The organism is Streptomyces sp. Xyl84 (assembly GCF_059731885.1).
The window spans coordinates 3,813,026-3,837,585 of sequence record NZ_AP029182.1; the positions used below are offsets into that span (position 1 = coordinate 3,813,026).

A 24,560-nucleotide genomic window follows, 5' to 3' on the forward strand; every position below is an offset into this window, starting at 1 on the left:
CGCCGAGCACGGGGGCACGAGGGAGGGGGACAGCCATGGGACCGGACCGTGTCCGCCGCTGGGAGTCGGGAGCACTCGCGCACGCCGTCACGGACCCGTTCGGCCAGGGCCCCGTCCCCTGGCTGCGCGGCAGCGAGACGTACTTCGACGACACCGGCCACGTCGTCCCCTGGTACGTGGACCCGGCCCCGCAGTCCGCGCCGGGCGGCGCGCCCCGCATCCCGGCCCCCCGCGCCGGCGGAGGCGGTCTCCGCTCGGCCGACGACGTCCACCGCCAGATCAAGGGCTTCGCCTCCACCGGCGCCGTCACCCCCGGCGAGGCGATCGACTTCCACATCACCGTGGACCCGCCGCAGGAGTTCGGCGTCGACGTCTACCGCATCGGGCACTACGGCGGCGACGGCGCCGCCAAGATCACCACCAGTCCGCGGCTCTCCGGCATCGTCCAGCCCCCGCCGCTCACCGCCGACCGCACCGTGTCCTGCCACCACTGGTGGCTGTCCTGGCGGCTGCAGATCCCGTCGTACTGGAGCATCGGCGCGTACGTCGCCGTGCTGACCACCGCCGACGGCTACCGCTCGCACATCCCCTTCACGGTCCGCGACAGCCATCCGGCGGACCTGCTCCTGCTGCTGCCCGACGTCACCTGGCAGGCCTACAACCTGTACCCGGAGGACGGCCGCACGGGAGCCAGCCTCTACCACGCCTGGGACGAGGAGGGCCGGCTGCTCGGCGAGGCCGACGCGGCGACCACGGTCTCCTTCGACCGGCCCTACGCGGGCGCGGGCCTGCCGCTGCACGTCGGCCACGCCTACGACTTCATCCGCTGGGCCGAGCGCTACGGCTACGACCTCGCCTACGCCGACGCCCGCGACCTGCACGCCGGCCGCGTCGACCCCACCCGATACCGCGGCCTGGTCTTCCCCGGCCACGACGAGTACTGGTCGGTCCCGATGCGCCGTACCGTCGAACTCGCCCGCGAGCACGGCACCTCCCTGGTCTTCCTCTCCGCCAACACCATGTACTGGCAGGTCGAGCTGGGCCCGTCCCCGGCCGGGGTCCCGGACCGCCTGCTGACCTGCCGCAAACGCAAGGGTCCCGGCAGGCCGGTGCTGTGGCGGGAGATCGACCGGCCCGAGCAGCAAGTGGTCGGCATCCAGTACGCGGGCCGGGTCCCCGAGCCGCACCCGCTGATCGTGCGCAACGCCGGGCACTGGCTGTGGGAGGCCACCGGGGCGCGGGAGGGCGACGGGATCGAGGGACTGGTCGCCGGGGAGGCGGACCGCTACTTCCCGCGCACCCCGCTCCCCGACCACCAGGACCGCATCCTGCTCGCGCACTCCCCGTACACCGACAGCGAGGGCGCCCCGCGCCACCAGGAGACGTCCCTGTACCGGGCCCCCTCGGGCGCCCTGGTCTTCGCGTCCGGGACCTTCGCCTGGTCACCGGCGCTGGACCGTCCCGGCCACGTGGACCCCCGGATCCAGCGCGCCACCGCCAACCTCCTGGACCGCATCTGCAAGCGTGACTGACCCGGCTCCGGCCCGCCTCCGGCCCGCCTCCGGCCCGCCTCCGGCCCGCCTCCGGCCCGCCTCCGGCCCCTTGCCGGTCCTCCGCCGGCTCGCTGACGGCCCGCCGACGCGCCGCCCCGGCGCCGCCGTCCACCCGCTGTCCACGGCCCGTGTCCGATACGGGAGAATCGAGCCATTGGACAGAACCACGGGGAGGAACCGTGTCCGGATTCGTCGAAAAGCCCGAGCCGATCCAGGTTCCGGGCCTGGTGCATCTGCACACCGGCAAGGTGCGCGAGCTGTACCAGAACGAGGCGGGCGACCTCGTGATGGTCGCCAGCGACCGCATGTCCGCCTACGACTGGGTACTGCCCACGGAGATCCCCGACAAGGGCCGCATCCTCACGCAGCTCTCCCTGTGGTGGTTCGACCGCCTCGCCGACCTCGTCCCCCACCACGTCATCAGCACCGAGGTCCCCGAGGGCGCCCCCGCCGACTGGGCCGGGCGCACCCTCGTCTGCAAGTCGCTGCGGATGGTCCCGGTGGAGTGCGTGGCCCGCGGCTACCTCACCGGCTCCGGCCTGGCCGAGTACAAGGCCTCCCGCACGGTGTGCGGCCTGGCCCTGCCCGAAGGCCTGGTCGACGGCTCCGAGCTGCCCGCGCCGATCTTCACCCCGGCCACCAAGGCGGAGGTCGGCGAGCACGACGAGAACGTCTCCTACGAGGAGGTGGCCCGGCAGACCGGCGCCGAGACGGCCGCCCAGCTGCGCCAGGCGACCCTCGCCGTCTACGGCCGGGCCCGGGACATCGCCCGGGAACGGGGGATCATCCTCGCCGACACCAAGTTCGAGTTCGGCTACGACGGGGAGACCCTCGTGCTCGCCGACGAGGTGCTCACGCCCGACTCCTCGCGTTTCTGGCCGGCCGACCAGTGGCAGCCGGGGCGCGCGCAGCCGTCGTACGACAAGCAGTTCGTCCGGGACTGGCTGACCTCGGCCGAGTCCGGCTGGGACCGCACGGGCGAGCAGCCCCCGCCGCCGCTGCCCGAGCAGGTGGTGGAGGCGACCCGCGGCAAGTACGTGGAGGCGTACGAGCGGCTGACCGGGACGAGCTGGTCCTCGGTCCTGTCCTAGGTCCTGTCGTCACATTCCCGCCTGCATCGCGACGCCATGCACGCACTCTCGCCGCACCGGGCCCAGACCCGAGTACGTCCAGTACGAGGGTCAGGGCCCGGCACGCCGAGAGCACGCACCTGACGCCGCGAGGCCCGCCCTCCGGGCGGACGACGGGAATGTGACGACAGGACCTAGGCCCCGGGGCCCCGCGCACGAAGAAGCCCCCCGGCGGTGACCGGGGGGCTTCTTCGTGCGGAGCGGACGACGAGGCTCGAACTCGCGACCTCAACCTTGGCAAGGTTGCGCTCTACCAACTGAGCTACGTCCGCGTTGCGCCGTGGCGCGAGAGCAACTATACCCAACCTCGCTCCCGTGCGAGCCGTACTGCCGCGTGCCGGTTCTCCGCGCCCAGTTTCGTCACGGCCGACGACAGGTAGTTCCGGACGGTTCCGGGGGAGAGCGCGGCCCGCTCGGCGATCTCCGTGACCGGTGCGCCGTCGGCGGCCAGCTCCAGCACCTCCGCCTCGCGCGCGGTCAGCGGGGAGTCCCCGGCGGAGATCGCGTCGGCGGCCAACTCCGGGTCGACGTAGCGGTTCCCGGCGTGGACGGTGCGGATGATCTCGGCGAGGCGCTGCGCGCTGACGGTCTTCGGGACGAAGCCGCGCACCCCCGCCGCGAGCGCCCGCTTCAGGTGCCCGGGCCGCCCGTGGCTGGTCACGATCAGCACCCGGCAGCCGGGCAGCTCCGCGCGCAGGGATGTGGCGACCTTCACACCGTCGGCGCCCGGCATCTGCAGGTCCAGGACGGCGACGTCGGGCTCGTGCGCCCGGGCCATCGCCAGGGCCTCGGGCCCGCTCGCCGCCTCCGCGACGACCCGCAGGTCGTCCTCCAGCGAGAGCAGCGCGGCCAGCGCGCCCCGGATGAGGTGCTCGTCGTCGGCCAGCAGCAGCCGGACGGGAACCGGTGGCGTCGTCATGGGGTGACCTCGCTCAGGGGGGTGGTCTCGTGCACCGGGCCGCAGGGCCCCGGCACGGCGGCGGGCGGCAGGGGCACCTCGGCGGTCAGACGGAAGCGGCCGGTGCCCGCCGGGCCCGCCCGCAGCAGGCCGTCGAGGGCCGCGAGGCGTTCGCGCAGTCCGGCGAGTCCGGAGCCCGGCCGGGCGGCCGCCGGGGCATCGGGCACCCCGTCGTTCTCGACCGTCAGTTCGGCCCGGCCGCCCTCCACGCGCAGGGAGATCGCGCACTGCCGGGCGTCACCGTGGCGCAGCACGTTGGTGGCGGCCTCGCGGACCACCCAGCCCAGCGCGGACTGCACCGGGGCGGGGAGGCCGCCGGCCGGGCCGGTGACGGCGCAGTCGATGCCCGCCGCGGTCAGCACGCCCTGGGCACCGGCGAGTTCCGCGCCGAGGTCGGCCTCCCGGTACCCGCGCACCACCGCGCGGACCTCGCGCTGGGACTCCTGAGCCAGTCGCTGCACCTCGGTCATCTGCTCCACCGCCTCGGGCCGCCCGCGCCGGCCCAACTGCACGGCCAGCTCCGCCTTCAGCGCGATCACCGCGAGATTGCGGCCCAGGACGTCGTGCAGGTCCCGCCCGAACCGCAGCCGTTCCTCGGCCACGGCGAGCCGCGCCTCGGTCTCGCGGGACCGCTCGGCCTCCCACAGCACCGACAGGGTCCACGCGCCGCAGCGCGCGGCCAGCAGGGAGAAGCCGGTGGCGAAGACGACCAGCAGACCCACCATCAGGACGTCGGGGACGCTGCGGACGGCGAGCGCGTCCGCCGCCATGAGGACCGGCCCCACCACGGCGGCGCGGCGCAGGAACACCGGGACGGGGACGAGCAGCGCGTACACCAGGCCGAACGACACCAGACCCGCGCCGAGGGCGAGCCGGGCCGTCCACGGTGCGAGTGCCCCGAGGGCGGTCAGCACGAGGGGCAGGGCGAGGGCGGCCGCCAGCAGGCCGAGCGAGGGGGCCAGCGCGCGTCCGGGCAGCCGCTCGCGGCCCAGGTAGTGGCCGAAGGAGGGCCGGGCCAGCCGGTTGGCCGCCACGCACTGGAGCACGCCGGCGAGGAGCGTCAGCCCCGCCAGCACGAGCGGCAGCGGCCGGTGCCGCACTCCCGCGGCGACCGGCAGGACCAGCCAGGTGAGCATGAACACCCACTCCGCCGCGCACAGGGTGATCACACTGTGCAGCTCGACGCGTTCCGCCTTGCTGCGCTCCCGCCACTGCCGCCGCTGCCACCGGCGGATGCCGTCGAACACCGTGCGCCTCCTGTCCGTCCGTTCCTTCACCGCACCCGGAGCCGCGCGCGTCACCGCACCCGGAGCCGCACCCGTCCGCGCACCCCGTGCCGGGCCGTACCCCGTGCCCGGCGCCGGGGGCGGCCCCGGCAGGTCGGCGGTCCCGGTGTCCGGCATGGCGCCCACCCCCGCGCCCGGCGTCCGGCCCGTTCCCCTGCTCAGCGGCGTGGTTCCCAGCGGAACCACCGCCGTACAGCAAACACCGCCAGTGCCAGCCAGACCAGCGCGACGGCCAGGGCCCGCAGGACCTCGTATCCGCTCAGCTCGCCGGTCCAGCCGCCGCGCACCAGTGTGATCGCCGGTGTCAGCGGCAGCAGTTCGCACAGGTGGGCCAGCCGGTCGGGCAGGACCTCCAGCGGGACGGCCGTCCCCGAGCCCACCGCCGACACCATGATCAGCGGGATCGAGGTGACCTGGGCGCTCTCCGCGGTGCGGGTGAGTCCGGCCGTGACCGCCGCCAGGGTCAGGCACAGCGCCAGTCCCAGCAGCAGTCCGAGCACGGCGAGGTGCGGGGCGTGCGGTGCGGGGACGTGCAGCAGGACCGTGCAGGCGGCCGTCAGGATCAGCGACTGCCCCAGGCCCGTGGCGAGGGCGGGCAGCGCCGCCCCGGCGAGGATCTCCGCATCCCGCGGTTCACCGGTGCGCAGCCGCTTGAGGACGAGCTGCTCGCGCCGGGCGACGAACACACCGACGAGCGTGGAGTACACGGCGAACAGCAGCGAGAAGCCGATGGCGGCGGGCAGCATGACGAGCCCCACGGTGAGCCCGGTGTCCTCCAGGTCCATCTGCCCGGCCGCCGAGCGGAGGCTGAACGGCAGTACCAGCGGGACGAAGACGGCGGCGACGAGGGTGCTCCTGCTCCGTACGAACAGGGTCAGTTCGGCGCGGGCGAGTGCGGTCATGCGGCTCAGCGCGGTGCTGGGGCCGCCCCGGGCGCGGGCCGTCCCGGAGGTGAGGGCGCTGGTCATACGACGTACTCCGTTTCCTTCGGCGCGGAGGAACCGCGCGTGGCCGCCTCCCCGGCGGAGGCCTCCCGCGCGATCCCGAGGAACGCCTCCTCCAGGGAGGCCGACCGCGCGTCCAGGCGGCGCAGTCCGAGACCGGCCCGCCGGGCCCAGAGCAGCAGTTCCGTGGCGGTCCGCTGCAACTCCCGCGTACGCAGCCGTACGAGACGGCCGTCCGTCTCGTGGCCGCACACGCCCAGGGAGTCGAGCGGCGGAAGGTCGCCCAGGAAGTAGCCGGGAGGCAGCTCGAAGGAGATCCGGGAGGGCTGAGCGGCCGTCACCTCGGCGGGACTTCCCGCGGCGGCGATGCGTCCCTCGTGCAGGATCGCCAGCCGGTCGGCGAGGCCTTCGGCCTCCTCCAGGTAGTGCGTGGTGAGCAGCACGGTCGTGCCCGCGTCCCGCAGGGTCCGCACCAGGTCCCAGGTGTCCCGGCGGCCCTCGGCGTCCAGCCCGGTGGTCGGCTCGTCCAGGAACAGCACCTCGGGGTCACCGAGCAGCGCCAGGGCCAGGTCGAGCCGGCGCCGCTCCCCGCCGGACAACTGCTTGACCCGTACCGCCGCGCGCCGTTCCAGAGCGACCAGGGCAAGTGCCTCCCGCGGATCGCGGGCGCCGCTCACGCAGCCCGCCCACATCCGCATGGTCTCCGCGACCGTCAGTTCGGAGGGGAAGCCGCCTTCCTGGAGCATCACGCCGGTACGGGGACGTACGGCGGCGCGGTCGGTGAAGGGATCACGGCCCAGCACCCGGACCCGTCCCCCGGCCGGGGCGGCCAGCCCCTCCAGCAGTTCGACCGTCGAGGTCTTTCCGGCGCCGTTGGTGCCGAGCAGCGCGAAGACCTCGCCGCGTTTCACGTGAAACGTGATGCCGTGTACGGCTTCGAACCCGCCCCCGTACACGCGTCGCAGGTCGGTGACCTCTATCACGTGCTCGTGTTCGTCCCTGTCCATGACATCAGCGTCGCGGCAGGCGGGGACTGGGAGCAGTGCGCGGTGTCATCGAGCGGAATGACAAATGTCAGTCGGCGCCCGGAGAGGCAGGAAGGCGGACATGAAAAGACCCCGGTCCGAGGGACCGGGGTCTCATTCCCGAGCGGACGACGAGGCTCGAACTCGCGACCTCAACCTTGGCAAGGTTGCGCTCTACCAACTGAGCTACGTCCGCATTGCCTCCGACCGGCTTTCACCGATCGGTGCGAGCACCAGCCTACCTGATCCACTTGCGTGGTCGGACCGGCGGTGCAGAGCGGGTGACAGGAATTGCACACTGCGCCTTCCCCCTGGAAGGGGGATGTTCTGCTACTGAACTACACCCGCATGTACTCCGTGGGTCTCGGCCTTCCGGCCTCGCCCCTCGGCGTGCTCCAGACATTAGCTGATCAGCAGGGGGGTAGCGCAAGTCGGCTGCTCCCAGGGCCCGCTGACGGACCCTGGGCCGCCTCCGGGGGCGCTCCGGCCCGCCCCGCGCCCCGCCCGCCCCCGGGGCGGACGCGCCCTCCGGCGGACGCGCCGGAGGGCGCCACCGCCGAGGCGAACGCGCCCGGAGCGAACGGGCCCGGGGGCGGGCACCCCTCACTGGGCCGCGCTGAACGCCTCGTAGACCTTCTTGGGGATGCGGCCGCGCGCCGGCACGTCCATCTTGTTGGCCTGGGCCCAGGCCCGGACGGCCGCCGGGTCGGGGGCGACCTCCGTCTGCCGGTACGCCTTGCCCGACCTGGACCGCTTGCGGCCCGCCTCGACGTAGGGCGCGAGCGCCTTACGCAGTTTCTTGGCATTGGTTTGGTTCAGGTCGATCTCGTAGAACCTGCCGTCGAGTCCGAAGGCGATCGTCTCCGCCGCTTCCGAGCCGTCGATGTCGTCAAAGAGAGTGACCACGACACGCTGCGCCACGAATATCGGTCCCTTCGTGCGGCACCTGCGCCCGTGCACTCCGCCATGACGTGGGGAGATGTTCGTCAGGTGCCGACTGTCCGCCGGTTATCGGGAAAAGTATCGGCTGTTGCCAATTCATTTGTACAGTGCCGGGCATTGCGAAGTGAAGCCCCGACTAAATCTCTCTGCGTGTCCCGGCGTGGCACCCCGGCAATACCGGGTGCGAGGCGGAACGCCGAACTTTTCCAGAACTTTTCACGAAGCCCCCCGATCGAGGCGGGATCGTGACGGGCGTCACGTAGATTCCTACCAGTCTACTCGCGTAGAAATTTTGTGCGGGTAGTCTGAAGGAACCTGCTCAGCACCACACACCGGGAGTGCCAGTGGCACGCGTCGTAGTCGACGTCATGCTCAAGCCGGAGATCCTCGACCCCCAGGGCCAGGCGGTGCAGCGCGCACTGCCGCGGCTGGGTTTCGAAGGCATCTCCGACGTCCGTCAGGGAAAGCGATTCGAACTGGAAGTGGACGGGCCCGTCGACGAGGCCGCCCTCGCCCGCATTCACGATCTTGCCGAATCCTTCCTCGCCAACACCGTGATCGAGGACTTCACCGTGAAGGTCGAGTCCGGCGACGTGGTCGCGGAGGCCGCGAAGTGACCGCTCGTATCGGCGTCGTCACTTTCCCGGGCAGCCTCGACGACCGGGACACCCAGCGCGCGATCCGCCTCGCGGGCGCCGAACCCGTCGCCCTGTGGCACAAGGACAAGGACCTCAAGCAGGTCGACGCGGTCGTCCTGCCCGGCGGCTTCTCCTACGGCGACTATCTGCGGGCCGGCGCCATCTCCCGCTTCTCGCCGGTGATGGACACCGTCATCGAGCAGGCGAAGGCCGGCCTGCCGGTCCTCGGCATCTGCAACGGCTTCCAGGTCCTCACCGAGGCCCACCTGCTGCCCGGCGCGATGCTCGGCAACGACCACCTCCACTTCATCTGCCGCGACCAGAAGCTGCGGGTGGAGAACGCGGAGACCGCCTGGACCGCCGACTACACGGCCGGCCAGGAGATCAGCATCCCGCTGAAGAACATGGACGGCCGGTACGTCGCCGACGAGTACACCCTCGACAAGCTGGAGGCGGAGGGCCGCGTCGCCTTCCGCTACCTGGTCGGCGGCGAAGCCGCCGACGGATATGGAAACCCCAACGGCTCGCTGCGCGACATCGCCGGCATCACCAACGAGGCCGGCAACGTGGTGGGCCTCATGCCGCATCCCGAGCACGCCACCGAGCCGCTGACCGGCACCGGCCGCACTGACGGCCTCCCGTTCTTCACCTCGATCCTCAAGAAGCTGGTCACCGCATGAGCAGGACGCCTCTGGACACGGTCGAGCACGCGGCCGCGACCCCCGACGTCGAGCTGCCCTGGGCCGAACTCGGCCTGAAGAAGGACGAGTACGAGCGGGTCGTGGAGATCCTGGGCCGCCGCCCCACCGGGGCCGAGCTGGCCATGTACTCCGTGATGTGGTCCGAGCACTGCTCGTACAAGTCCTCCAAGGTCCACCTCCGCCAGTTCGGCGAGAAGGCCCCCGAGAACGACGCCATGCTCGTCGGCATCGGGGAGAACGCCGGTGTCGTCGACGTCGGCCACGGCTACGCCGTCACCTTCAAGGTGGAGTCGCACAACCACCCGTCCTACGTCGAGCCCTACCAGGGCGCGGCCACGGGCGTGGGCGGCATCGTGCGCGACATCATCGCGATGGGCGCCCGCCCGGTCGCCGTCGTCGACCCGCTGCGCTTCGGCGCGGCCGACCACCCCGACACCAAGCGGGTGCTGCCCGGCGTGGTCGCCGGCATCGGCGGCTACGGCAACTGCCTGGGCCTGCCCAACATCGGCGGCGAGGTCGTCTTCGACGCCTGCTACCAGGGCAACCCGCTGGTCAACGCCGGTGCCATCGGCGTGATGCGGCACGAGGACATCCACCTCGCCAAGGCGTCCGGTGCGGGCAACAAGGTCATCCTGTACGGGGCCCGGACCGGCGGCGACGGCATCGGCGGCGCGTCGATCCTCGCCTCCGAGACCTTCGACGACGCGAAGCCGTCCAAGCGCCCCGCCGTCCAGGTCGGCGACCCCTTCCAGGAGAAGCTGCTCATCGAGTGCACCCTGGAGGCGTTCGCCGAGAAGCTGGTCGTCGGCATCCAGGACCTCGGCGCGGCTGGCCTGTCCTGTGCCACCTCCGAGCTGGCCTCCAACGGCTCCGGCGGCATGCGCGTCACCCTGGACGACGTCCCGCTGCGCGACTCCACGCTCTCGCCCGAGGAGATCCTCATGAGCGAGTCGCAGGAACGCATGTGCGCGGTCGTCGAGCCGGAGAAGGTCGACCGGTTCCTGGAGATCTGCGAGAAGTGGGACGTCATCGCCACCGTCATCGGTGAGGTGACCGACGGCGACCGGCTGGAGATCTACTGGCACGGCGGCAAGATCGTCGACGTCGACCCGCGCACGGTCGCCCACGAGGGCCCTGTCTACGAGCGCCCGTACGCCCGCCCCGAGTGGCAGGACGCGCTCCAGGCCGACGACGCGAACAAGCTGCCCCGGCCGCGGACGGCCGAGGAGCTGAGGGCGCAGGTCCTGAAGCTGGTCGCCTCCCCGAACCAGGCCTCCAAGAAGTGGATCACCCAGCAGTACGACCACTTCGTGCAGGGCAACACCGTCCTGGCCATGCCCGAGGACTCCGGCATGATCCGCATCGACGAGGAGAGCGGCCTCGGCGTCGCCCTCGCCACGGACGGCAACGGCCGCTACGCCAAGCTCGACCCGTACACCGGCGCCCAGCTCGCCCTGGCGGAGGCGTACCGCAACGTCGCCACCACCGGCGCGAAGCCGCTGGCCGTCTCCGACTGCCTGAACTTCGGCTCGCCCGAGGACCCGGCGGTCATGTGGCAGTTCGCGGAGGCCGTGCGCGGTCTGGCGGACGGCTGCCTCCAGCTCGGCACCCCGGTGACCGGCGGCAACGTCTCGCTCTACAACCAGACCGGCGAGGCCGCCATCCACCCGACGCCGGTCGTCGCCGTCCTCGGCGTGATCGACGACGTGGCCCGCCGCACCCCGGTCGCCTTCCAGGAGGAGGGCCAGCTGCTCTACCTCCTCGGCGACACCCGCGAGGAGTTCGGCGGTTCGGCCTGGTCGCAGGTGGTCCACGACCACCTCGGCGGTCTGCCTCCGAAGGTCGACCTGGAGCGTGAGCGGCTGCTGGCCGAGATCCTGATCTCCGCCTCCCGCGACGGCATGATCGACTCCGCGCACGACCTGTCCGACGGCGGCCTGATCCAGGCGGTCGTGGAGTCGGCGCTGCTCGGCGGCAAGGGCGCGCGGCTGGTCGTCCCGGACGGCCTGGACGCGTTCACCTTCCTCCTGTCGGAGTCGGCCGGCCGCGCGCTCGTCGCCGTGCCGCGCTCCGAGGAGGTCCGCTTCAACGACATGTGCGGCGCGCGGGGCCTGCCCGTCACCCGCATCGGTGTCGTCGACGGCGACGCGGTGGAGGTCCAGGGCGAGTTCGCGCTGCCGCTGGCCGAGCTGCGCGAGGCCCACGAGAGCACCATCCCGGCGCTGCTGGCGTAGTTACCGCCGCAGACCGGACGAGCAGCCCGGCCGCTCCGCCCGAGGAGACGGCCGGGCCGCTCGCCTTCCCCTCAAGGTCCCCGGGCCCGGAAAACACCGGCACCCGTCCCGCGCCACGGCATAGGCTCACCCCATGCCCCCGGCCAGGAAACGACCCAGGACCTACGACCCGGCCAGGACCCGCGCGGCGGTCCTCGCCCAGCTCGGCGCCGTACGGGAGGCCGTGCGCACCCTGACGCCCGCCCAACTGGCGCTGCCCACGCGGCTCGGGGACTGGACGGTGCGGGAGCTGGTCGCGCACATCGGCATGGCCGTCACGGCCATCGGCCGCTCCCTCGACCTGCCCGAGCCCGCACGGCAGGACGCCGTCCTGCTCGACTGGCCGCAGGCGGCCGCGCCCTACGCCGCGGCCATCGACGAGTTCACCCGCCGGCTCGCCGCCGGGACCCCGGACCTCGACGCCTACCTCGGGGACATCGGCCGGACCCTGGAGCGGCAGCTCGACGAACACCCCGGCACGCGGCTCCTGGCCACCAACGCGGGCGCGCTGCCGCTCGCCGACTACCTCGTCACCCGGACCGTCGAACTCGTCGTCCACACCGACGACCTGAACGCCGCCGTGCCGGGCCTGGAGGTCCCGCAGGACCGGCAGGCGCTCGCCGCCGCCACCCGCCTGCTCGCCGACGCGCTCGCTGCCAGGGCGCCGGGCGGTTCGACCGAGGTGCGCGTGCCGCCGTACGCCGTCGTCCAGTGTGTCGAGGGCCCCCGCCACACCCGGGGCACGCCGCCCAACGTCGTGGAGACCGACCCGCTGACCTGGGTCCGGCTGGCCACCGGACGCCTCTCCTGGCACGACGCCCTGGAGACCGCCCGGCTCAGCGCGAGCGGGGAACGGGCGGACATCAGCGCCCTGCTGCCCCTGATGTCCTGACCCGCCCACCGGCGTGCCGCCCCGCCCCGGACCGCCTCACGGTGTGCGACAACTCACTCGTCCTTGCGGTGCGCGGGGACCCGGCGCGGGACACGGCGGGCGCCGGGACCGGCCCTGCACCTTGACACCGCCCCTCTGACCTGCGGAAATACGCAGCGTCGGAGGATGGTCGCGCAGGAGTGACACGGCCGCTCGGGATTTTTTTGACATTCCCCAATTCGGACCAGTGGTCGACCTCGCCTACACTCGATTGCGTGCCACGTGGTGACGGTCGACTCAATCACGATCTGCTCCCCGGTGAGAAAGGCCCCCAGGACGCGTGCGGCGTCTTCGGTGTCTGGGCTCCGGGCGAAGAGGTCGCAAAGCTCACGTACTTCGGGCTCTACGCCCTCCAGCATCGGGGCCAGGAATCCGCGGGTATCGCGGTCAGCAACGGCTCCCAGATCCTCGTCTTCAAGGACATGGGCCTCGTGTCCCAGGTCTTCGACGAGACCTCGCTCGGTTCGCTCCAGGGTCACATCGCGGTCGGACACGCCCGCTACTCGACCACCGGCGCCTCCGTGTGGGAGAACGCCCAGCCGACGTTCCGTGCCACCGCGCACGGCTCGATCGCGCTCGGCCACAACGGCAACCTGGTCAACACGGCGCAGCTCGCCGAGATGGTCGCCGAACTGCCCAAGGACACCAACGGCCGCTCGACCCGGGTGGCGGCCACCAACGACACCGACCTGCTGACGGCCCTGCTGGCCGCCCAGGTCGACGCCGACGGCAAGCCGCTGACCATCGAGGAGGGGGCCCACGCCGTCCTCCCGCAGGTCAAGGGCGCCTTCAGCCTCGTCTTCATGGACGAGCACACCCTGTACGCCGCCCGCGACCCGCAGGGCATCCGCCCGCTGGTCCTCGGCCGGCTGGAGCGCGGCTGGGTGGTCGCCTCCGAGTCCGCCGCGCTCGACATCTGCGGTGCCAGCTTCGTGCGCGAGATCGAGCCGGGCGAGTTCGTCGCCATCGACGAGAACGGCCTGCGTACTTCGCGATTCGCACCGGCGAAGCCGAAGGGCTGTGTCTTCGAGTACGTCTACCTGGCCCGCCCCGACACCGACATCGCCGGGCGCAACGTCTACCTCTCCCGCGTCGAGATGGGCCGCAAGCTGGCGAAGGAAGCCCCTGTCGAGGCCGACCTCGTCATAGCGACCCCGGAGTCCGGCACCCCCGCCGCGATCGGGTACGCGGAGGCCTCCGGCATCCCCTTCGGCAGCGGCCTGGTCAAGAACGCGTACGTCGGACGTACGTTCATCCAGCCCTCGCAGACCATCCGGCAGCTCGGGATCAGGCTGAAGCTGAACCCGCTGAAGGAAGTCATCAAGGGCAAGCGCCTGGTCGTCGTCGACGACTCGATCGTCCGCGGCAACACCCAGCGCGCCCTGGTGCGCATGCTCCGCGAGGCCGGGGCCGCCGAGGTCCACATCCGGATCTCCTCGCCGCCCGTGAAGTGGCCGTGCTTCTTCGGCATCGACTTCGCCACCCGCGCCGAGCTGATCGCCAACGGCATGAGCATCGACGAGATCGGCACCTCGCTGGGCGCCGACTCGCTGGCGTACATCTCCATCGACGGCATGATCGAGGCGACCACCATCGCCAAGCCGAACCTGTGCCGTGCGTGCTTCGACGGCGAGTACCCGATGGAACTCCCGGACCCGGAGCTGCTCGGCAAGCAGCTGCTGGAGACCGAGCTGGCCGCAGGGCCCGCCGCCACGGCCGCGGCCGACGCCATCCGTCGCCCGTAGTCAGCCCGCCACACCCGCAGTACGACACGAAAGTTCTCATCGTCATGTCTGAGACAACCGGTGCCAGCTACGCAGCGGCGGGCGTCGACATCGAAGCGGGCGACCGCGCCGTCGAGCTGATGAAGGAGTGGGTGAAGAAGACGCAGCGCCCCGAGGTCCTCGGTGGCCTCGGCGGCTTCGCCGGCCTCTTCGACGCCTCCGCCCTCAAGCGCTACGAGCGCCCCCTGCTCGCCTCCGCCACCGACGGCGTCGGCACCAAGGTCGACCTCGCCCGCCGGCTGGGCGTGTACGACACCATCGGCCACGACCTGGTCGCCATGGTCATGGACGACATCGTGGTCTGCGGCGCCGAACCGCTGTTCATGACCGACTACATCTGCGTCGGCAAGGTGCACCCCGAGCGGGTCGCCGCCATCGTCAAGGGCATCGCGGAGGGCTGTGTCCTGGCCGGCTGCGCCCTGGTGGGCGGTGAGACCGCCGAGCACCCCGGTCTGCTCGGCGAGGACGACTTCGACGTCGCCGGCGCCGGCACGGGCGTGGTGGAGGCCGACCGGCTGCTCGGCCCGGACCGCATCCGCGAGGGTGACGCGGTGATCGCCATGGCGTCCTCCGGTCTTCACTCCAACGGGTACTCGCTGGTGCGGCACGTGCTGCTGGAGAGGGCGGGCCTGTCCCTGGACGCGCACGTCGAGGACTTCGGCCGCACCCTCGGCGAGGAGCTGCTGGAACCGACCAAGATCTACTCGCTGGACTGCCTGGCGCTGACCCGCACCACCGAGGTCCACGCCTTCAGCCACGTCACCGGCGGCGGACTCGCCGCCAACCTGGCCCGTGTGATCCCGGACACGCTGCATGCCGTGGTCGACCGCGCCACCTGGACCCCGGCCCCGGTCTTCGGCCTGGTCGGCCGGACGGGTGACGTGGAGCGGCTGGAGCTGGAGAAGACCCTCAACATGGGCGTCGGCATGATCGCGATCGTGCCGCAGGAGTCGGCGGACGCGGCCCTCACCACCCTGGCCGACCGCGGGGTCGACGCCTGGGTCGCCGGTGAGATCACCGCGCGGGGCGAGCACAGCACGGGAGCGGCCCTGGTGGGCGACCACGCGTGAGCCACGGGTGAGAACAGCACGAAACCCGGTCCGGCGCTGGAAGCACCGGACCGGGTGAAGTGGAGGACCTTGCGACGGACGCGGGACGGCAGAGCCGACCGCTGGTGTCAGGCGCCGCGACGGTGTTGTGAGGAGGAGCCGTCCTGCTCGTCCTCGTCGTCGTCCTCATAGAGGTCGGCGTACCGTGCGTACAGGTCGTCGTCTTGCTCATCGTCCTCGAAACGGTCGCCGTTGGTCGGCGACGGATTCGACGTCGATGCGCCCAGCTCCTCGGCCAGGCGTGAGAGGTCAGTCCCACCGCTGTTGTACTTCAGCTGGCGGGCGACCTTCGTCTGCTTGGCCTTGGCCCGGCCGCGCCCCATGGCTCGACCCCCTCAACGACGGGGCTCAACGGCCCCAGAGTCTGACACGCGTTCATGATCCGGCACGGGCTCTCCGCAGAGAGACCGGTCCGTAGGGCTTCCACGGTACCTGAGCCCGCGGCCATACGGTACGTCGCCCGTAGGACGCGCGTGTGCGCAGTGCCTTCGAGGCGCCCTGTCCTCGCTGGTCAGTGGCGATTTTAACCACTTATCGGCGAGCGACCCGCCGGTGGAAGTGAGAGTTCTCTCCAACTGCCCACCGGCAGGTACCGGTCAAACATCACGCGGAGGGCGCGCCGGCCCCCGCGCGCACGCGGCTCACCGCGCGCTTCACCGCGTGCGCGCGGCGCGCGCCTCCGCCATCCGCTGCTCGGCGATCCGGTCCGCCGCCGCGGCCGGCGGGATCCCGTCCGCCTTCGCACGTGCGAAGATCCCCAGCGTGGTGTCGAAGATCTTCGCGGCCTTCGCCTTGCACCGGTCGAAGTCGAAGCCGTGCAGCTCGTCGGCGACCTGGATGACCCCGCCGGCGTTCACCACGTAGTCCGGCGCGTAGAGGATCCCGCGGTCGGCGAGGTCCTTCTCGACGCCCGGGTGGGCGAGCTGGTTGTTGGCCGCCCCGCACACCACCTCAGCGGTCAGCACCGGCACCGTGTCGTCGTTCAGGGCGCCGCCGAGCGCGCAGGGGGCGTAGATGTCGAGCCCCTCGGTGCGGATCAGGGCGTCGGTGTCGGCGGCCCGGCGCACCGCGGGGTGCGCGGCGACCACGCGGTCCACGGCCTCCTCGCGCACGTCCGTGACCACGACCTCGGCGCCCTCGTCCAGCAGGTGCCCGACGAGGTGGTGCCCGACCTTGCCCACACCCGCGACGCCCACCCTGCGGCCGCGCAGCGTCGGGTCGCCCCACAGGTGCTGGGCCGAGGCCCGCATGCCCTGGTAGACACCGAAGGCCGTCAGCACGGAGGAGTCGCCCGCGCCGCCGTTCTCGGGGGAGCGGCCGGTGGTCCAGCGGCACTCGCGCGCCACGACGTCCATGTCGGCCACGTACGTGCCGACGTCGCACGCGGTGACGTAGCGCCCGCCGAGCGAGGCCACGCACCGCCCGTAGGCGAGCAGCAGCTCCTCGGACTTGACCAGCTCCGGGTCGCCGATGATCACGGCCTTGCCGCCGCCGTGGTCCAGGCCGGCCATGGCGTTCTTGTACGACATCCCGCGGGCGAGGTTCAGCGCGTCGGCGACGGCCTCCTGCTCGCTCGCGTACGGGTAGAAGCGGGTACCGCCGAGGGCGGGCCCCAGGGCGGTGGAGTGGATGGCGATGACGGCCTTGAGGCCGCTGGCGCGGTCCTGACAGAGCACGACCTGTTCATGGCCGCCCTGCTCCGAGCGGAACAGGGTGTGCAGTACGTCAGTGTGCGCGCCGGTTACGTCGGTCACGGTGGTGACTCCCAGGTAAGTAGCGGCGGGTGGTGTGTCGTCCCCGTGCGGGTGGCGGGGCCGTGGCAGGAGACTAGACCCTGACCCCGTCCGCCCGGGGTGCGGTGGTCCGGATCACCCTCCCAAGGAGTACCTTCCTGCCCGCTCATGCGACGATCTGCAGTGGTTTTCCGTCCGTCCGGGCGCGGGCCGGGCGGGTTTCGGGCCCGGTCCGGTGGGGAGGGAGCAGGCGTGCCCAAGGTGTCCTCCGTGGTCGTCCCGTACGCGACCTATCTGCGCGTCTACGAGCCGCTGGCCGCCTTCCCGGAGCCGGAGCGCAGCCACTGGGCGCGTTACGCACGCCGCCCCGGCCGCCCCTCCTACCAGGACGAACTGCGCCGCTCGCTGGCCGACCTGCTGCCCACCCCGCCGGTGGCCGTCCCGGTGCACGAGAGCCGGGACGCGTTCGTGCTCGACGTCGACGGGGTGGTCTGCGTCTGCCCCTGGCGCACCCGGCTGCGCGGCTGGCAGGCGCTGGACGATCTCGCCGAGGAGCTTCCGGCGGTGGTCCTGGACGCGGTGCTGCCCCCGGTCGTACGGCGCCAGGCCGCCCAGGACTACGAGCGCTGGCTGGCCCGCAACCCGGACGCCCGCCCCTGGATCCGCACGGCGACCTGGCAGGTGCCGCTGAACTGGTTCGTGCTCGTCTCCGACGAGGAGCGGGAGTACGTCCGGGGCGTGGGGGCCGCCGCGGCCGGTGCGGCGGGCAAGGGCGGCGGCGACTCGGCCGCCGGGGAGGGGTTCGGCGCCGTCGGCGGCCTCGGGGACGAGCTGCCCTCGCTGCGGTACCGGACGCCGATGGTGCAGGCCCGGCGGCGGGTGGCGCGGGGCCTGCGCGCGCTGCGGGACGCCGTCGACGAGGGCCCGCTGGTCGACGGCCTGGTGGACGTCGGCCGCTGGCTGGAGGAGTTCCACCCGCGCTCCCTGGTGGAACTGGACTACGGCGGACTGGTGCACGTGCTGCCGGCCGGCGAGCTGGAGGGCGACCATTCGGCGGCCGACGTCGCCGAGGGGATCGAGGCGCTGCGCCAGGGCGACGGGACGGCGGCGGCGGAGGCCTACGGGCGGCTCGTGGAGCGCTGGCGCGGGGTGCGGGAGCGACGCTCGGCCAACTGACGATGTGGTGACGATTCGTCAGGGAGTGATCTACGTCACGGCTCGAACGGCATCGAACAGCGTACGGTCAAGCGTCCTTTGCGGAGCTGAGGGGACGTAGGGACCCGATCCGGGCGTTTGTGTCAAGGGTGATGGACTGCACTTACCAGACCCTTGCCTTGCTTGCCCCTCCTCATGCCAAAATAGGACAAGGAGTCCGGGGAGGGCTCCTTCCGCCCGCTTATGCTCCGTGTTGGGCGGAATCTCAGCATTGCACGCTTTGGGGGGTCTGGTGACTTCCTGATCGCCCTGTGACTGATCGTCACAGTGGTGTGACTGTCCGCTATGGCATGGTCCATCGGCTTCCGTCGCTGATGAACACCTGGGAGGGCAATTCCATCGGTTTGGCCGACGCGGCTGGACAGATGGTGTAGTTGTAGTGCCGAGGACAAGCCGTTCGTCCTATAACCGACTCGACTCGCGTCCGCCATTTCGGGCAACGCGGGTCAAGGTGCAGAATTTAGAGGAAAGAACCGAGAAGGTTCGGTTCTCCCGAGGAGGCCGCTCATGACCGCTCGCACCCCTGATGCCGAGCCGCTGCTGACCCCGGCTGAGGTCGCCACCATGTTCCGCGTCGACCCGAAGACGGTCACGCGCTGGGCGAAGGCCGGCAAGCTCACGTCGATCCGCACGCTCGGCGGGCACCGCCGCTACCGCGAGGCCGAGGTCCGCGCTCTGCTCGCGGGCATCCCGCAGCAGCGCAGCGAGGCCTGAACAACTCCATAACCGGGCAAACCGGCTGGTCCCCCAACCGGCCAGGATGCCCGAACCCCTAGCTCCAAGCGACGCGGGTCCTGCCCCAACAGGCCCCACGCCCAAGCCGTCAGAGCTTCGCAGGCAAGTGAACAGGGTGCGTCGTCGATCGCGCTGGACTCCGCCGGGTCCAGCGCGATCTTTTTTGTGCGCTCGGCGGGGGCCGGCGGGTGACTCTGTGAGCGGGCTTGTCCGAGCCTGGGGAGGGGTGTCGGATCCTCTGTGAACAGCCGTGAAGACCAGTGCAATTGCACATATTAAATTGACCGCGTGTAGGAGAGGTGTAAGGAGGGGGCTTTCAAAAACTCGTGCGGTGACACCCGTCACATGGCGCGATGCTTGTTGGCTGCCGTCGGCGTGCGCTAAAGGAGGTTCCGCTTCCATCGGCCCCTGCACACACGGGAGTTCGGGATCCGGGTGGCGCGCTCACGTGGTCGGCGGCTGCTCCCCGTCCACGGTCTCCAGCACGTCCAGGGCCTTGTGCGGCTCCCGGGCCGCCACGGCGCCGCTCAGGGCCTCCTGTCCGGCGCACGGCGCCTGGGGGGCGTCCGCGGCCGGGACGGGCCGGGGAGCGGCCTCCATCGCCAGCCGCAGCAGACGGTGGCAGGCGGGACACCGACTCGTGAGATGGCCGTACGACGAGGCGGCCGCGAGGTGCGCCCGGAGCAGCGCCTGCGTCTCGTGCCTGGCCGATGCCGCCATACGCCACCTCCAGCGGGCCGGGCCCGAACGGACCCTGCTTCTGGGGTACCGAGGGAATGTGACGCCGTCAAGGGACCGGTAACGGGCGGAGGGACGGGCACACGAGAGGCCGCGGGCGCGGCCTGGGTGCGCGTGCTCGGGCGAGGGCCTGGTCCGCCTCGGTGGGTGAGGCCGGGGTGAGGCCCGGGGAGGTGCGGGTTCGTGCGCTCCGGCCGGGGGCGGGGATGGGAAAGGCCCGCTTCCGTTGCCGGATGCGGGCCTTCAGCTGCGGTCCTGACGGGATTTGCTGTGTCCGACGGCGGCTGCCGCCGCGGGCGCGGCCCGTGTGCGGGTGCTCGGGCGGGGGCCTGGCCGGCTTCGGCGGGCGGTCTCGGTGGGCGGGCATGAAGAAGGCCCGCTTCCGTTGCCGGATGCGGGCCTTCGACTGCGGTCCTGACGGGATTTGCTGTGTCCGACGGCGGCTGCCGCCGCGGGCGCGGCCTGTGTGCGGGTGCTCGGGCGGGGGCTTGGCCGGCTTCGGTGGGCGGTTTCGGTGGGTGGGCATGAAGAAGGCCCGCTTCCGTTGCCGGATGCGGGCCTTCGACTGCGGTCCTGACGGGATTTGAACCCGCGGCCTCCACCTTGACAGGGTGGCGAGCACTCCAAACTGCTCCACAGGACCAGGTTTCGCGGCGCTGATCTCGCGTTGCGCTGCGAGAAGAGACTCTACAGGAGGCGGGCCGCCTGGTCGAACTCACTCAGGGTGCCGGTCCCGTCACGCCGGTCACGGGGCCGCCGCGTCGATCGCCTTCACGATCCGCTTGTCCGAGACGGGGTACGCCGTACCCAGCGCGTGGGCGAAGTAGCTGACCCGCAGCTCCTCGAGCATCCAGCGGATGTCCCGCACCTGCTGCGGCACCGGCCGGCCCTGCGGCATCTGCTCCAGCAGCCACGCGTACTCGTCGCGCATCTCCTGGACCTTCTCCATGCGCGTCGTGTCCCGCTGGACGTTGGTCGGCATCTGCTGGAGCCGCCGGTCCGCGGCGACCAGATAGCGCATCAGGTCGGGCAGCCGCCGTATCCCCGCCTCCGTGACGAAGCCCGGCTTCACCAGCGCGTCCAACTGCTGCCGCACGTCCGCCAGGTTCGCCAGCAGCGCGGGGCTCCGCACGGCCTTCAGACGGCGTTCACAGGCCTGCCAGGCGGCCAGCACCTGCTGGACCTGGCCCACGGTCCGCACCGTCAGGTCCACGATCTCCGACCGGACCTTGTCGTAGAGCTTCCGGTACGACTCCTCGTCCCAGACCGGTCCGCCGAAGTCCGCGATCAGCCGGTCCGCCGCCGCCGTCGCGCAGTCCTCGAACAGGGCCTGGACCGACCCGTGCGGGTTGGCCGACAGACCGAGCTTCTGCTGGTTCGTCAGGTGGTCGCTCGCGTATTTCGCCGGGCTCACCGGGATGTTGCGCAGGATCAGCCGGCGCGTGCCCTTCCACATGGCCTCGGCCTGCTCGGCCTCGGTGTCGAAGAGCCGTACCGAGACGGTGTCCGCCGCCGGTCCGTCGTCCACGAGCGCCGGGTACGCCTTCACCGGCTGACCGGCCCTGCGGGTCTCGAAGACCCGGGTGAGCGAGCCGATCGTCCAGTCGGTCAGCCCGCTGCGCTCCAGCGACTCGCCGCCGGCGCGCTCGGCGGTCGCCGCCGCGGCCTGCGAGAGGGCCTTGCGCGCCTTCGGCTTGAGGCTGAGCTTCAGCGCCTCCAGGTCCTTGTCCTCGGCCAGCTTGCGGCGCCGCTCGTCGACGATCCGGAAGGTGATCTTCAGGTGGTCGGGGACCTTGGCCCAGTCGAAGTCCTCGGCCTCGAACGGCACGCCGACCATGCGCCTCAGCTCACGCGCCATCGTGACCGTCAGCGGCTCCTGGAGGGGCACCGCCCGCTCCAGGAACGCCTTCGCGTAGTTCGGCGCGGGCACGTAGTGGCGGCGGACCGGCTTGGGCAGCGAGCGGATCAGCTCGGTCACGACCTCCTCGCGCAGGCCCGGGATCTGCCAGTCGAAGCCCTCGTCGGTGACCTGGTTGAGCACCTGGAGCGGGATGTGGACGGTCACACCGTCCGCGTCCGCGCCCGGCTCGAACTGGTACGTCACCCGGAACTTCAGGTTCCGCTGGCGCCACGAGTCGGGATAGTCGGCCTTGGTGACCGCCTGGGCCGACTCCCGGACGAGCATCTCCCGCTCGAAGTCCAGGAAGTCCGGCTGCTCGTGCCGCTTGTGCTTCCACCAGGAGTCGAAGTGGGCACCGGAGACCACGTGCTCGGGCACCCGCTGGTCGTAGAAGTCGAACAGCGTCTCGTCGTCGACGACGATGTCCCGGCGCCGCGCCCGGTGCTCCAGCTCCTCGACCTCGCTCAGCAGCCTGCGGTTGTCGGCGAAGAACTTGTGGTGCGTGCGCCAGTCGCCCTCGACCAGCGCGTTGCGGATGAACAGCTCCCGGCTGGCCTCGGGGTCGATCCGGCCGTAGTTGACCTTCCGCTGGGCGACGATCGGCACGCCGTACAGCGTCACCTTCTCGTACGCCACCACCGCGGCCTGGTCCTTCTCCCAGTGCGGTTCGCTGTACGTCCGCTTCAGCAGGTGCCCGGCGAGCGGCTCGACCCACTCGGGCTCGATCTTCGCGTTGACCCGCGCCCACAGCCGCGACGTCTCGACGAGTTCGGCGGACATCACGAAACGCGGTGTCTTCTTGAAGAGGGCCGAACCCGGGAAGATCGCGAACTTGGCGCTGCGGGCGCCCAGGTACTCGTTCTTGGCGCCGTCCTTCACGTCCTTCATGCCGATGTGCGAGAGCAGACCCGCCAGCAGGGAGACATGGACGCGGTCGCCCGGAGCGTCCTCCTCGTTGAGGTGGATGCCCATCTGCTTGGCCACCGTGCGCAGCTGGGAGTAGATGTCCTGCCATTCGCGGATGCGCAGGAAGTTCAGGTACTCCTGCTTGCACATGCGCCGGAAGGACGAGGAGCCGCGCTCCTTCTGCTGCTCCCGCAGATAGCGCCAGAGGTTGAGGAAGGCCAGGAAGTCGCTGGTCTCGTCCCGGAAGCGGGCGTGCTGCTGGTCGGCCTGCGCCTGCTTGTCGGCGGGGCGCTCGCGCGGGTCCTGGATGGACAGCGCGGCGGCGATCACCATGACCTCACGCGCACAGCCGTTCTTGTCGGCCTCCAGGACCATGCGGGCCAGCCGGGGGTCGACGGGCAGCTGGGCCAGCTTGCGGCCGGTCTGCGTGAGCCGCTTGCGCGGATCCTTCTGCGCCGGGTCGAGCGCCCCCAGCTCCTGGAGCAGCTGCACGCCGTCGCGGATGTTGCGGTGGTCCGGCGGGTCGATGAACGGGAACTTCTCGATGTCCCCGAGGCCGGCCGCGGTCATCTGCAGGATCACCGAGGCGAGGTTGGTGCGCAGGATCTCCGCGTCGGTGAACTCCGGCCGCGCCAGGAAGTCGTCCTCGCTGTAGAGCCGGATGCACACACCGTCCGACGTACGGCCGCAGCGGCCCTTGCGCTGGTTGGCACTGGCCTGCGAGACCGGCTCGATGGGCAGCCGCTGCACCTTGGTGCGGTGGCTGTAGCGGGAGATCCGGGCGAAGCCGGGGTCGATGACGTACTTGATGCCGGGGACCGTCAGCGACGTCTCCGCGACGTTGGTGGCCAGCACGATCCGGCGGCCGGTGTGCGGCTGGAAGACGCGGTGCTGCTCGGCGTGCGAGAGCCGCGCGTACAGCGGCAGCACCTCCGTGGACCTGTACTGCTTCTTGGTGAGGGCGTCGGCGGTGTCCCGGATCTCCCGCTCACCCGAGAGGAACACGAGGATGTCCCCCGGCCCCTCGGCCATCAGCTCCTCGACGGCGTCGGTGATCGCGGTGATCTGGTCCCGGTCGGCGTCCTCGGAGTCCTCTTCGAGGAGCGGCCGGTACCGCACCTCCACGGGGTACGTCCGGCCGCTGACCTCGACGATCGGCGCGTCACCGAAGTGGCGCGAGAAACGCTCGGGGTCGATGGTCGCCGAGGTGATGACGACCTTCAGGTCGGGGCGCTTCGGCAGCAGCTGGGCCAGGTAGCCGAGCAGGAAGTCGATGTTCAGGGACCGCTCGTGCGCTTCGTCGATGATGATCGTGTCGTAGGCGCGCAGCTCGCGGTCGGTCTGGATCTCGGCGAGCAGGATGCCGTCCGTCATCAGCTTCACGAAGGTCGCGTCCGGGTCCACCTGGTCGGTGAAGCGGACCTTCCAGCCGACGGCCTCACCGAGCGGAGTGCGCAGCTCGTCGGCGACGCGCTCGGCCACGGTGCGGGCCGCGATCCGGCGCGGCTGGGTGTGCCCGATCATGCCGCGCACGCCCCGGCCCAGCTCCATGCAGATCTTCGGGATCTGCGTGGTCTTACCGGACCCGGTCTCACCGGCGACGATGACGACCTGGTGGTCGCGGATCGCCGCCGCGATCTCGTCCTTCTTCTGGCTGACCGGCAGTTGCTCGGGGTAGGTGACCGCGGGCACACGGGCGCGCCGGTCGGCCATGCGGTGCGCGGCCTTGTCGGCCTCGGCCTCGATCTCGGAGAGGACGGCGGCGCGCGCCTCGGGCTTGCGGATCTTGCGCGCGCCTTCGAGCCTGCGCCCGAGCCGGTGCGCGTCACGCAGCGACAGCTCGGTCAGACGGGCGGCGAGAGAGCCCAGGGCGGGGGCGGGATGCGTAGACATACGCGTCCCAGGATCTCACCTCGGGGAAATCTGTGGCGAATGCTTTTGGAGCAGACGGGATCGGCTCCACAGCCCCCCCGACCTCATCTGCCCCAGCGGTCACTCGTTCAGGTGATCAGGCATCGATCGCCTGAACTGCACCTTCGCCAGCCCCTAGATTTGCTGA

Annotated in this window: 19 protein-coding genes and 4 tRNA genes; 10 read left to right on the forward strand and 13 right to left on the reverse strand. The window is 71.4% G+C overall.

Translation table 11 applies throughout. The features are described from left to right. The first annotated feature begins 35 nt into the window (after positions 1-35). Both AC6I72_RS16560 and AC6I72_RS16565 read left to right on the forward strand, forming a co-directional pair. Positions 36-1,532 (forward strand): N,N-dimethylformamidase beta subunit family domain-containing protein, encoded by a 1,497-nt coding sequence (locus AC6I72_RS16560; protein WP_498001611.1) that lies wholly within the window; start codon positions 36-38, stop codon positions 1,530-1,532. A gap of 200 nt (positions 1,533-1,732) precedes the next feature. Continuing rightward, positions 1,733-2,644 (forward strand): phosphoribosylaminoimidazolesuccinocarboxamide synthase, encoded by a 912-nt coding sequence (locus AC6I72_RS16565; protein ID WP_498001612.1) that lies wholly within the window; start codon positions 1,733-1,735, stop codon positions 2,642-2,644. A gap of 238 nt (positions 2,645-2,882) precedes the next feature. Here the strand turns inward: AC6I72_RS16565 and AC6I72_RS16570 are convergent. From AC6I72_RS16570 to AC6I72_RS16605, 8 genes are all read right to left on the reverse strand, one after another. Beyond that, a tRNA-Gly gene (locus AC6I72_RS16570) sits at positions 2,883-2,955 on the reverse strand. Between the two features lie 23 nt (positions 2,956-2,978). Then, entirely contained in the window at positions 2,979-3,602 is a 624-nt protein-coding gene (locus AC6I72_RS16575; protein ID WP_498001613.1) for a response regulator, read from the reverse strand. Next, positions 3,599-4,888, reverse strand: coding sequence for a sensor histidine kinase (locus tag AC6I72_RS16580; protein WP_498001614.1), 1,290 nt, complete (start codon positions 4,886-4,888; stop codon positions 3,599-3,601). The genes AC6I72_RS16575 and AC6I72_RS16580 overlap by 4 nt, the downstream gene beginning before the upstream one ends. A 197-nt stretch (positions 4,889-5,085) precedes the next feature. Beyond that, positions 5,086-5,895 (reverse strand): ABC transporter permease, encoded by an 810-nt coding sequence (locus AC6I72_RS16585; RefSeq protein ID WP_498001615.1) that lies wholly within the window; start codon positions 5,893-5,895, stop codon positions 5,086-5,088. Beyond that, complete coding sequence (locus tag AC6I72_RS16590) at positions 5,892-6,878, reverse strand: ABC transporter ATP-binding protein (protein WP_498001616.1); 987 nt, start codon at positions 6,876-6,878, stop codon at positions 5,892-5,894. The genes AC6I72_RS16585 and AC6I72_RS16590 overlap by 4 nt, the downstream gene beginning before the upstream one ends. 141 nt (positions 6,879-7,019) lie before the next feature. After that, positions 7,020-7,092 (reverse strand) — tRNA-Gly (locus AC6I72_RS16595). Positions 7,093-7,172: 80 nt separating this feature from the next. Beyond that, a tRNA-Gly gene (locus AC6I72_RS16600) sits at positions 7,173-7,244 on the reverse strand. A gap of 255 nt (positions 7,245-7,499) precedes the next feature. Next, complete coding sequence (locus tag AC6I72_RS16605; protein ID WP_037862750.1) at positions 7,500-7,817, reverse strand: histone-like nucleoid-structuring protein Lsr2; 318 nt, start codon at positions 7,815-7,817, stop codon at positions 7,500-7,502. A 365-nt stretch (positions 7,818-8,182) separates the two neighbouring features. Between AC6I72_RS16605 and purS the strand changes: the two genes are divergently transcribed. From purS to purM, 6 genes are all read left to right on the forward strand, one after another. Then, positions 8,183-8,455, forward strand: coding sequence for a phosphoribosylformylglycinamidine synthase subunit PurS (purS, locus tag AC6I72_RS16610; protein ID WP_498001618.1), 273 nt, complete (start codon positions 8,183-8,185; stop codon positions 8,453-8,455). After that, a complete protein-coding gene (gene purQ, locus AC6I72_RS16615; protein ID WP_498001619.1) occupies positions 8,452-9,156 on the forward strand; it encodes a phosphoribosylformylglycinamidine synthase subunit PurQ in 705 nt (234 codons plus the stop codon). Before purS ends, purQ begins: the two co-directional genes overlap by 4 nt. Next, positions 9,153-11,411 carry a phosphoribosylformylglycinamidine synthase subunit PurL gene (gene purL, locus AC6I72_RS16620; protein ID WP_498001621.1) on the forward strand — a complete coding sequence of 753 codons (2,259 nt, stop codon included), beginning with the start codon at positions 9,153-9,155 and terminating at the stop codon, positions 11,409-11,411. Before purQ ends, purL begins: the two co-directional genes overlap by 4 nt. Positions 11,412-11,544: 133 nt before the next feature. Continuing rightward, complete coding sequence (locus tag AC6I72_RS16625) at positions 11,545-12,342, forward strand: maleylpyruvate isomerase family mycothiol-dependent enzyme (RefSeq protein WP_498001623.1); 798 nt, start codon at positions 11,545-11,547, stop codon at positions 12,340-12,342. Positions 12,343-12,596: 254 nt separating this feature from the next. Next, the gene (gene purF / locus AC6I72_RS16630) at positions 12,597-14,126 is read left to right on the forward strand and encodes an amidophosphoribosyltransferase (protein ID WP_037862764.1); all 1,530 of its coding nucleotides are present in this window, start codon (positions 12,597-12,599) and stop codon (positions 14,124-14,126) included. Between the two features lie 44 nt (positions 14,127-14,170). Further along, complete coding sequence (gene purM / locus AC6I72_RS16635; protein WP_498001624.1) at positions 14,171-15,235, forward strand: phosphoribosylformylglycinamidine cyclo-ligase; 1,065 nt, start codon at positions 14,171-14,173, stop codon at positions 15,233-15,235. A 107-nt stretch (positions 15,236-15,342) separates the two neighbouring features. Here purM and AC6I72_RS16640 read toward each other — a convergent pair whose 3' ends face one another. Beyond that, on the reverse strand, positions 15,343-15,597 hold the full coding sequence (locus tag AC6I72_RS16640) for a DUF3073 domain-containing protein (protein WP_498001625.1): 255 nt from the start codon (positions 15,595-15,597) through the stop codon (positions 15,343-15,345). 330 nt (positions 15,598-15,927) lie between these two features. Beyond that, positions 15,928-17,028 carry a Leu/Phe/Val dehydrogenase gene (locus AC6I72_RS16645; RefSeq protein WP_498001626.1) on the reverse strand — a complete coding sequence of 367 codons (1,101 nt, stop codon included), beginning with the start codon at positions 17,026-17,028 and terminating at the stop codon, positions 15,928-15,930. Between the two features lie 231 nt (positions 17,029-17,259). Between AC6I72_RS16645 and AC6I72_RS16650 the strand changes: the two genes are divergently transcribed. After that, positions 17,260-18,183: a DUF8083 family protein gene (locus AC6I72_RS16650; protein WP_498001628.1), complete on the forward strand. Its 924-nt coding sequence runs from the start codon at positions 17,260-17,262 to the stop codon at positions 18,181-18,183. A 546-nt stretch (positions 18,184-18,729) separates the two neighbouring features. Further along, positions 18,730-18,936 (forward strand): developmental transcriptional regulator BldC, encoded by a 207-nt coding sequence (gene bldC / locus AC6I72_RS16655; RefSeq protein WP_003949541.1) that lies wholly within the window; start codon positions 18,730-18,732, stop codon positions 18,934-18,936. 465 nt (positions 18,937-19,401) lie between these two features. Here the strand turns inward: bldC and AC6I72_RS16660 are convergent, their stop codons facing one another. The 3 genes from AC6I72_RS16660 to hrpA all read right to left on the reverse strand — a co-directional run bounded on the left by AC6I72_RS16660 (position 19,402) and on the right by hrpA (position 24,394). Next, a complete protein-coding gene (locus tag AC6I72_RS16660; protein ID WP_498001630.1) occupies positions 19,402-19,677 on the reverse strand; it encodes a DUF6274 family protein in 276 nt (91 codons plus the stop codon). 586 nt (positions 19,678-20,263) lie between these two features. Then, positions 20,264-20,338 (reverse strand) — tRNA-Asp (locus AC6I72_RS16665). Positions 20,339-20,440: 102 nt separating this feature from the next. Next, on the reverse strand, positions 20,441-24,394 hold the full coding sequence (hrpA, locus tag AC6I72_RS16670) for an ATP-dependent RNA helicase HrpA (RefSeq protein WP_498001631.1): 3,954 nt from the start codon (positions 24,392-24,394) through the stop codon (positions 20,441-20,443). Positions 24,395-24,560: the final 166 nt, after the last annotated feature.

What these genes read in the sequence shown, in the direction of transcription:
- bldC (WP_003949541.1), top strand. Translation starts at nt 18,730, where the DNA reads ATGACCGCTCGCACCCCTGATGCCGAGCCGCTGCTGACCCCGGCTGAG.
- hrpA (WP_498001631.1), bottom strand. Translation starts at nt 24,394, where the DNA reads ATGTCTACGCATCCCGCCCCCGCCCTGGGCTCTCTCGCCGCCCGTCTG.
- AC6I72_RS16560 (WP_498001611.1), top strand. Translation starts at nt 36, where the DNA reads ATGGGACCGGACCGTGTCCGCCGCTGGGAGTCGGGAGCACTCGCGCAC.
- purL (WP_498001621.1), top strand. Translation starts at nt 9,153, where the DNA reads ATGAGCAGGACGCCTCTGGACACGGTCGAGCACGCGGCCGCGACCCCC.
- AC6I72_RS16585 (WP_498001615.1), bottom strand. Translation starts at nt 5,895, where the DNA reads ATGACCAGCGCCCTCACCTCCGGGACGGCCCGCGCCCGGGGCGGCCCC.
- AC6I72_RS16640 (WP_498001625.1), bottom strand. Translation starts at nt 15,597, where the DNA reads ATGGGGCGCGGCCGGGCCAAGGCCAAGCAGACGAAGGTCGCCCGCCAG.
- AC6I72_RS16590 (WP_498001616.1), bottom strand. Translation starts at nt 6,878, where the DNA reads ATGGACAGGGACGAACACGAGCACGTGATAGAGGTCACCGACCTGCGA.
- purM (WP_498001624.1), top strand. Translation starts at nt 14,171, where the DNA reads ATGTCTGAGACAACCGGTGCCAGCTACGCAGCGGCGGGCGTCGACATC.
- AC6I72_RS16625 (WP_498001623.1), top strand. Translation starts at nt 11,545, where the DNA reads ATGCCCCCGGCCAGGAAACGACCCAGGACCTACGACCCGGCCAGGACC.
- AC6I72_RS16660 (WP_498001630.1), bottom strand. Translation starts at nt 19,677, where the DNA reads ATGGCGGCATCGGCCAGGCACGAGACGCAGGCGCTGCTCCGGGCGCAC.
- AC6I72_RS16575 (WP_498001613.1), bottom strand. Translation starts at nt 3,602, where the DNA reads ATGACGACGCCACCGGTTCCCGTCCGGCTGCTGCTGGCCGACGACGAG.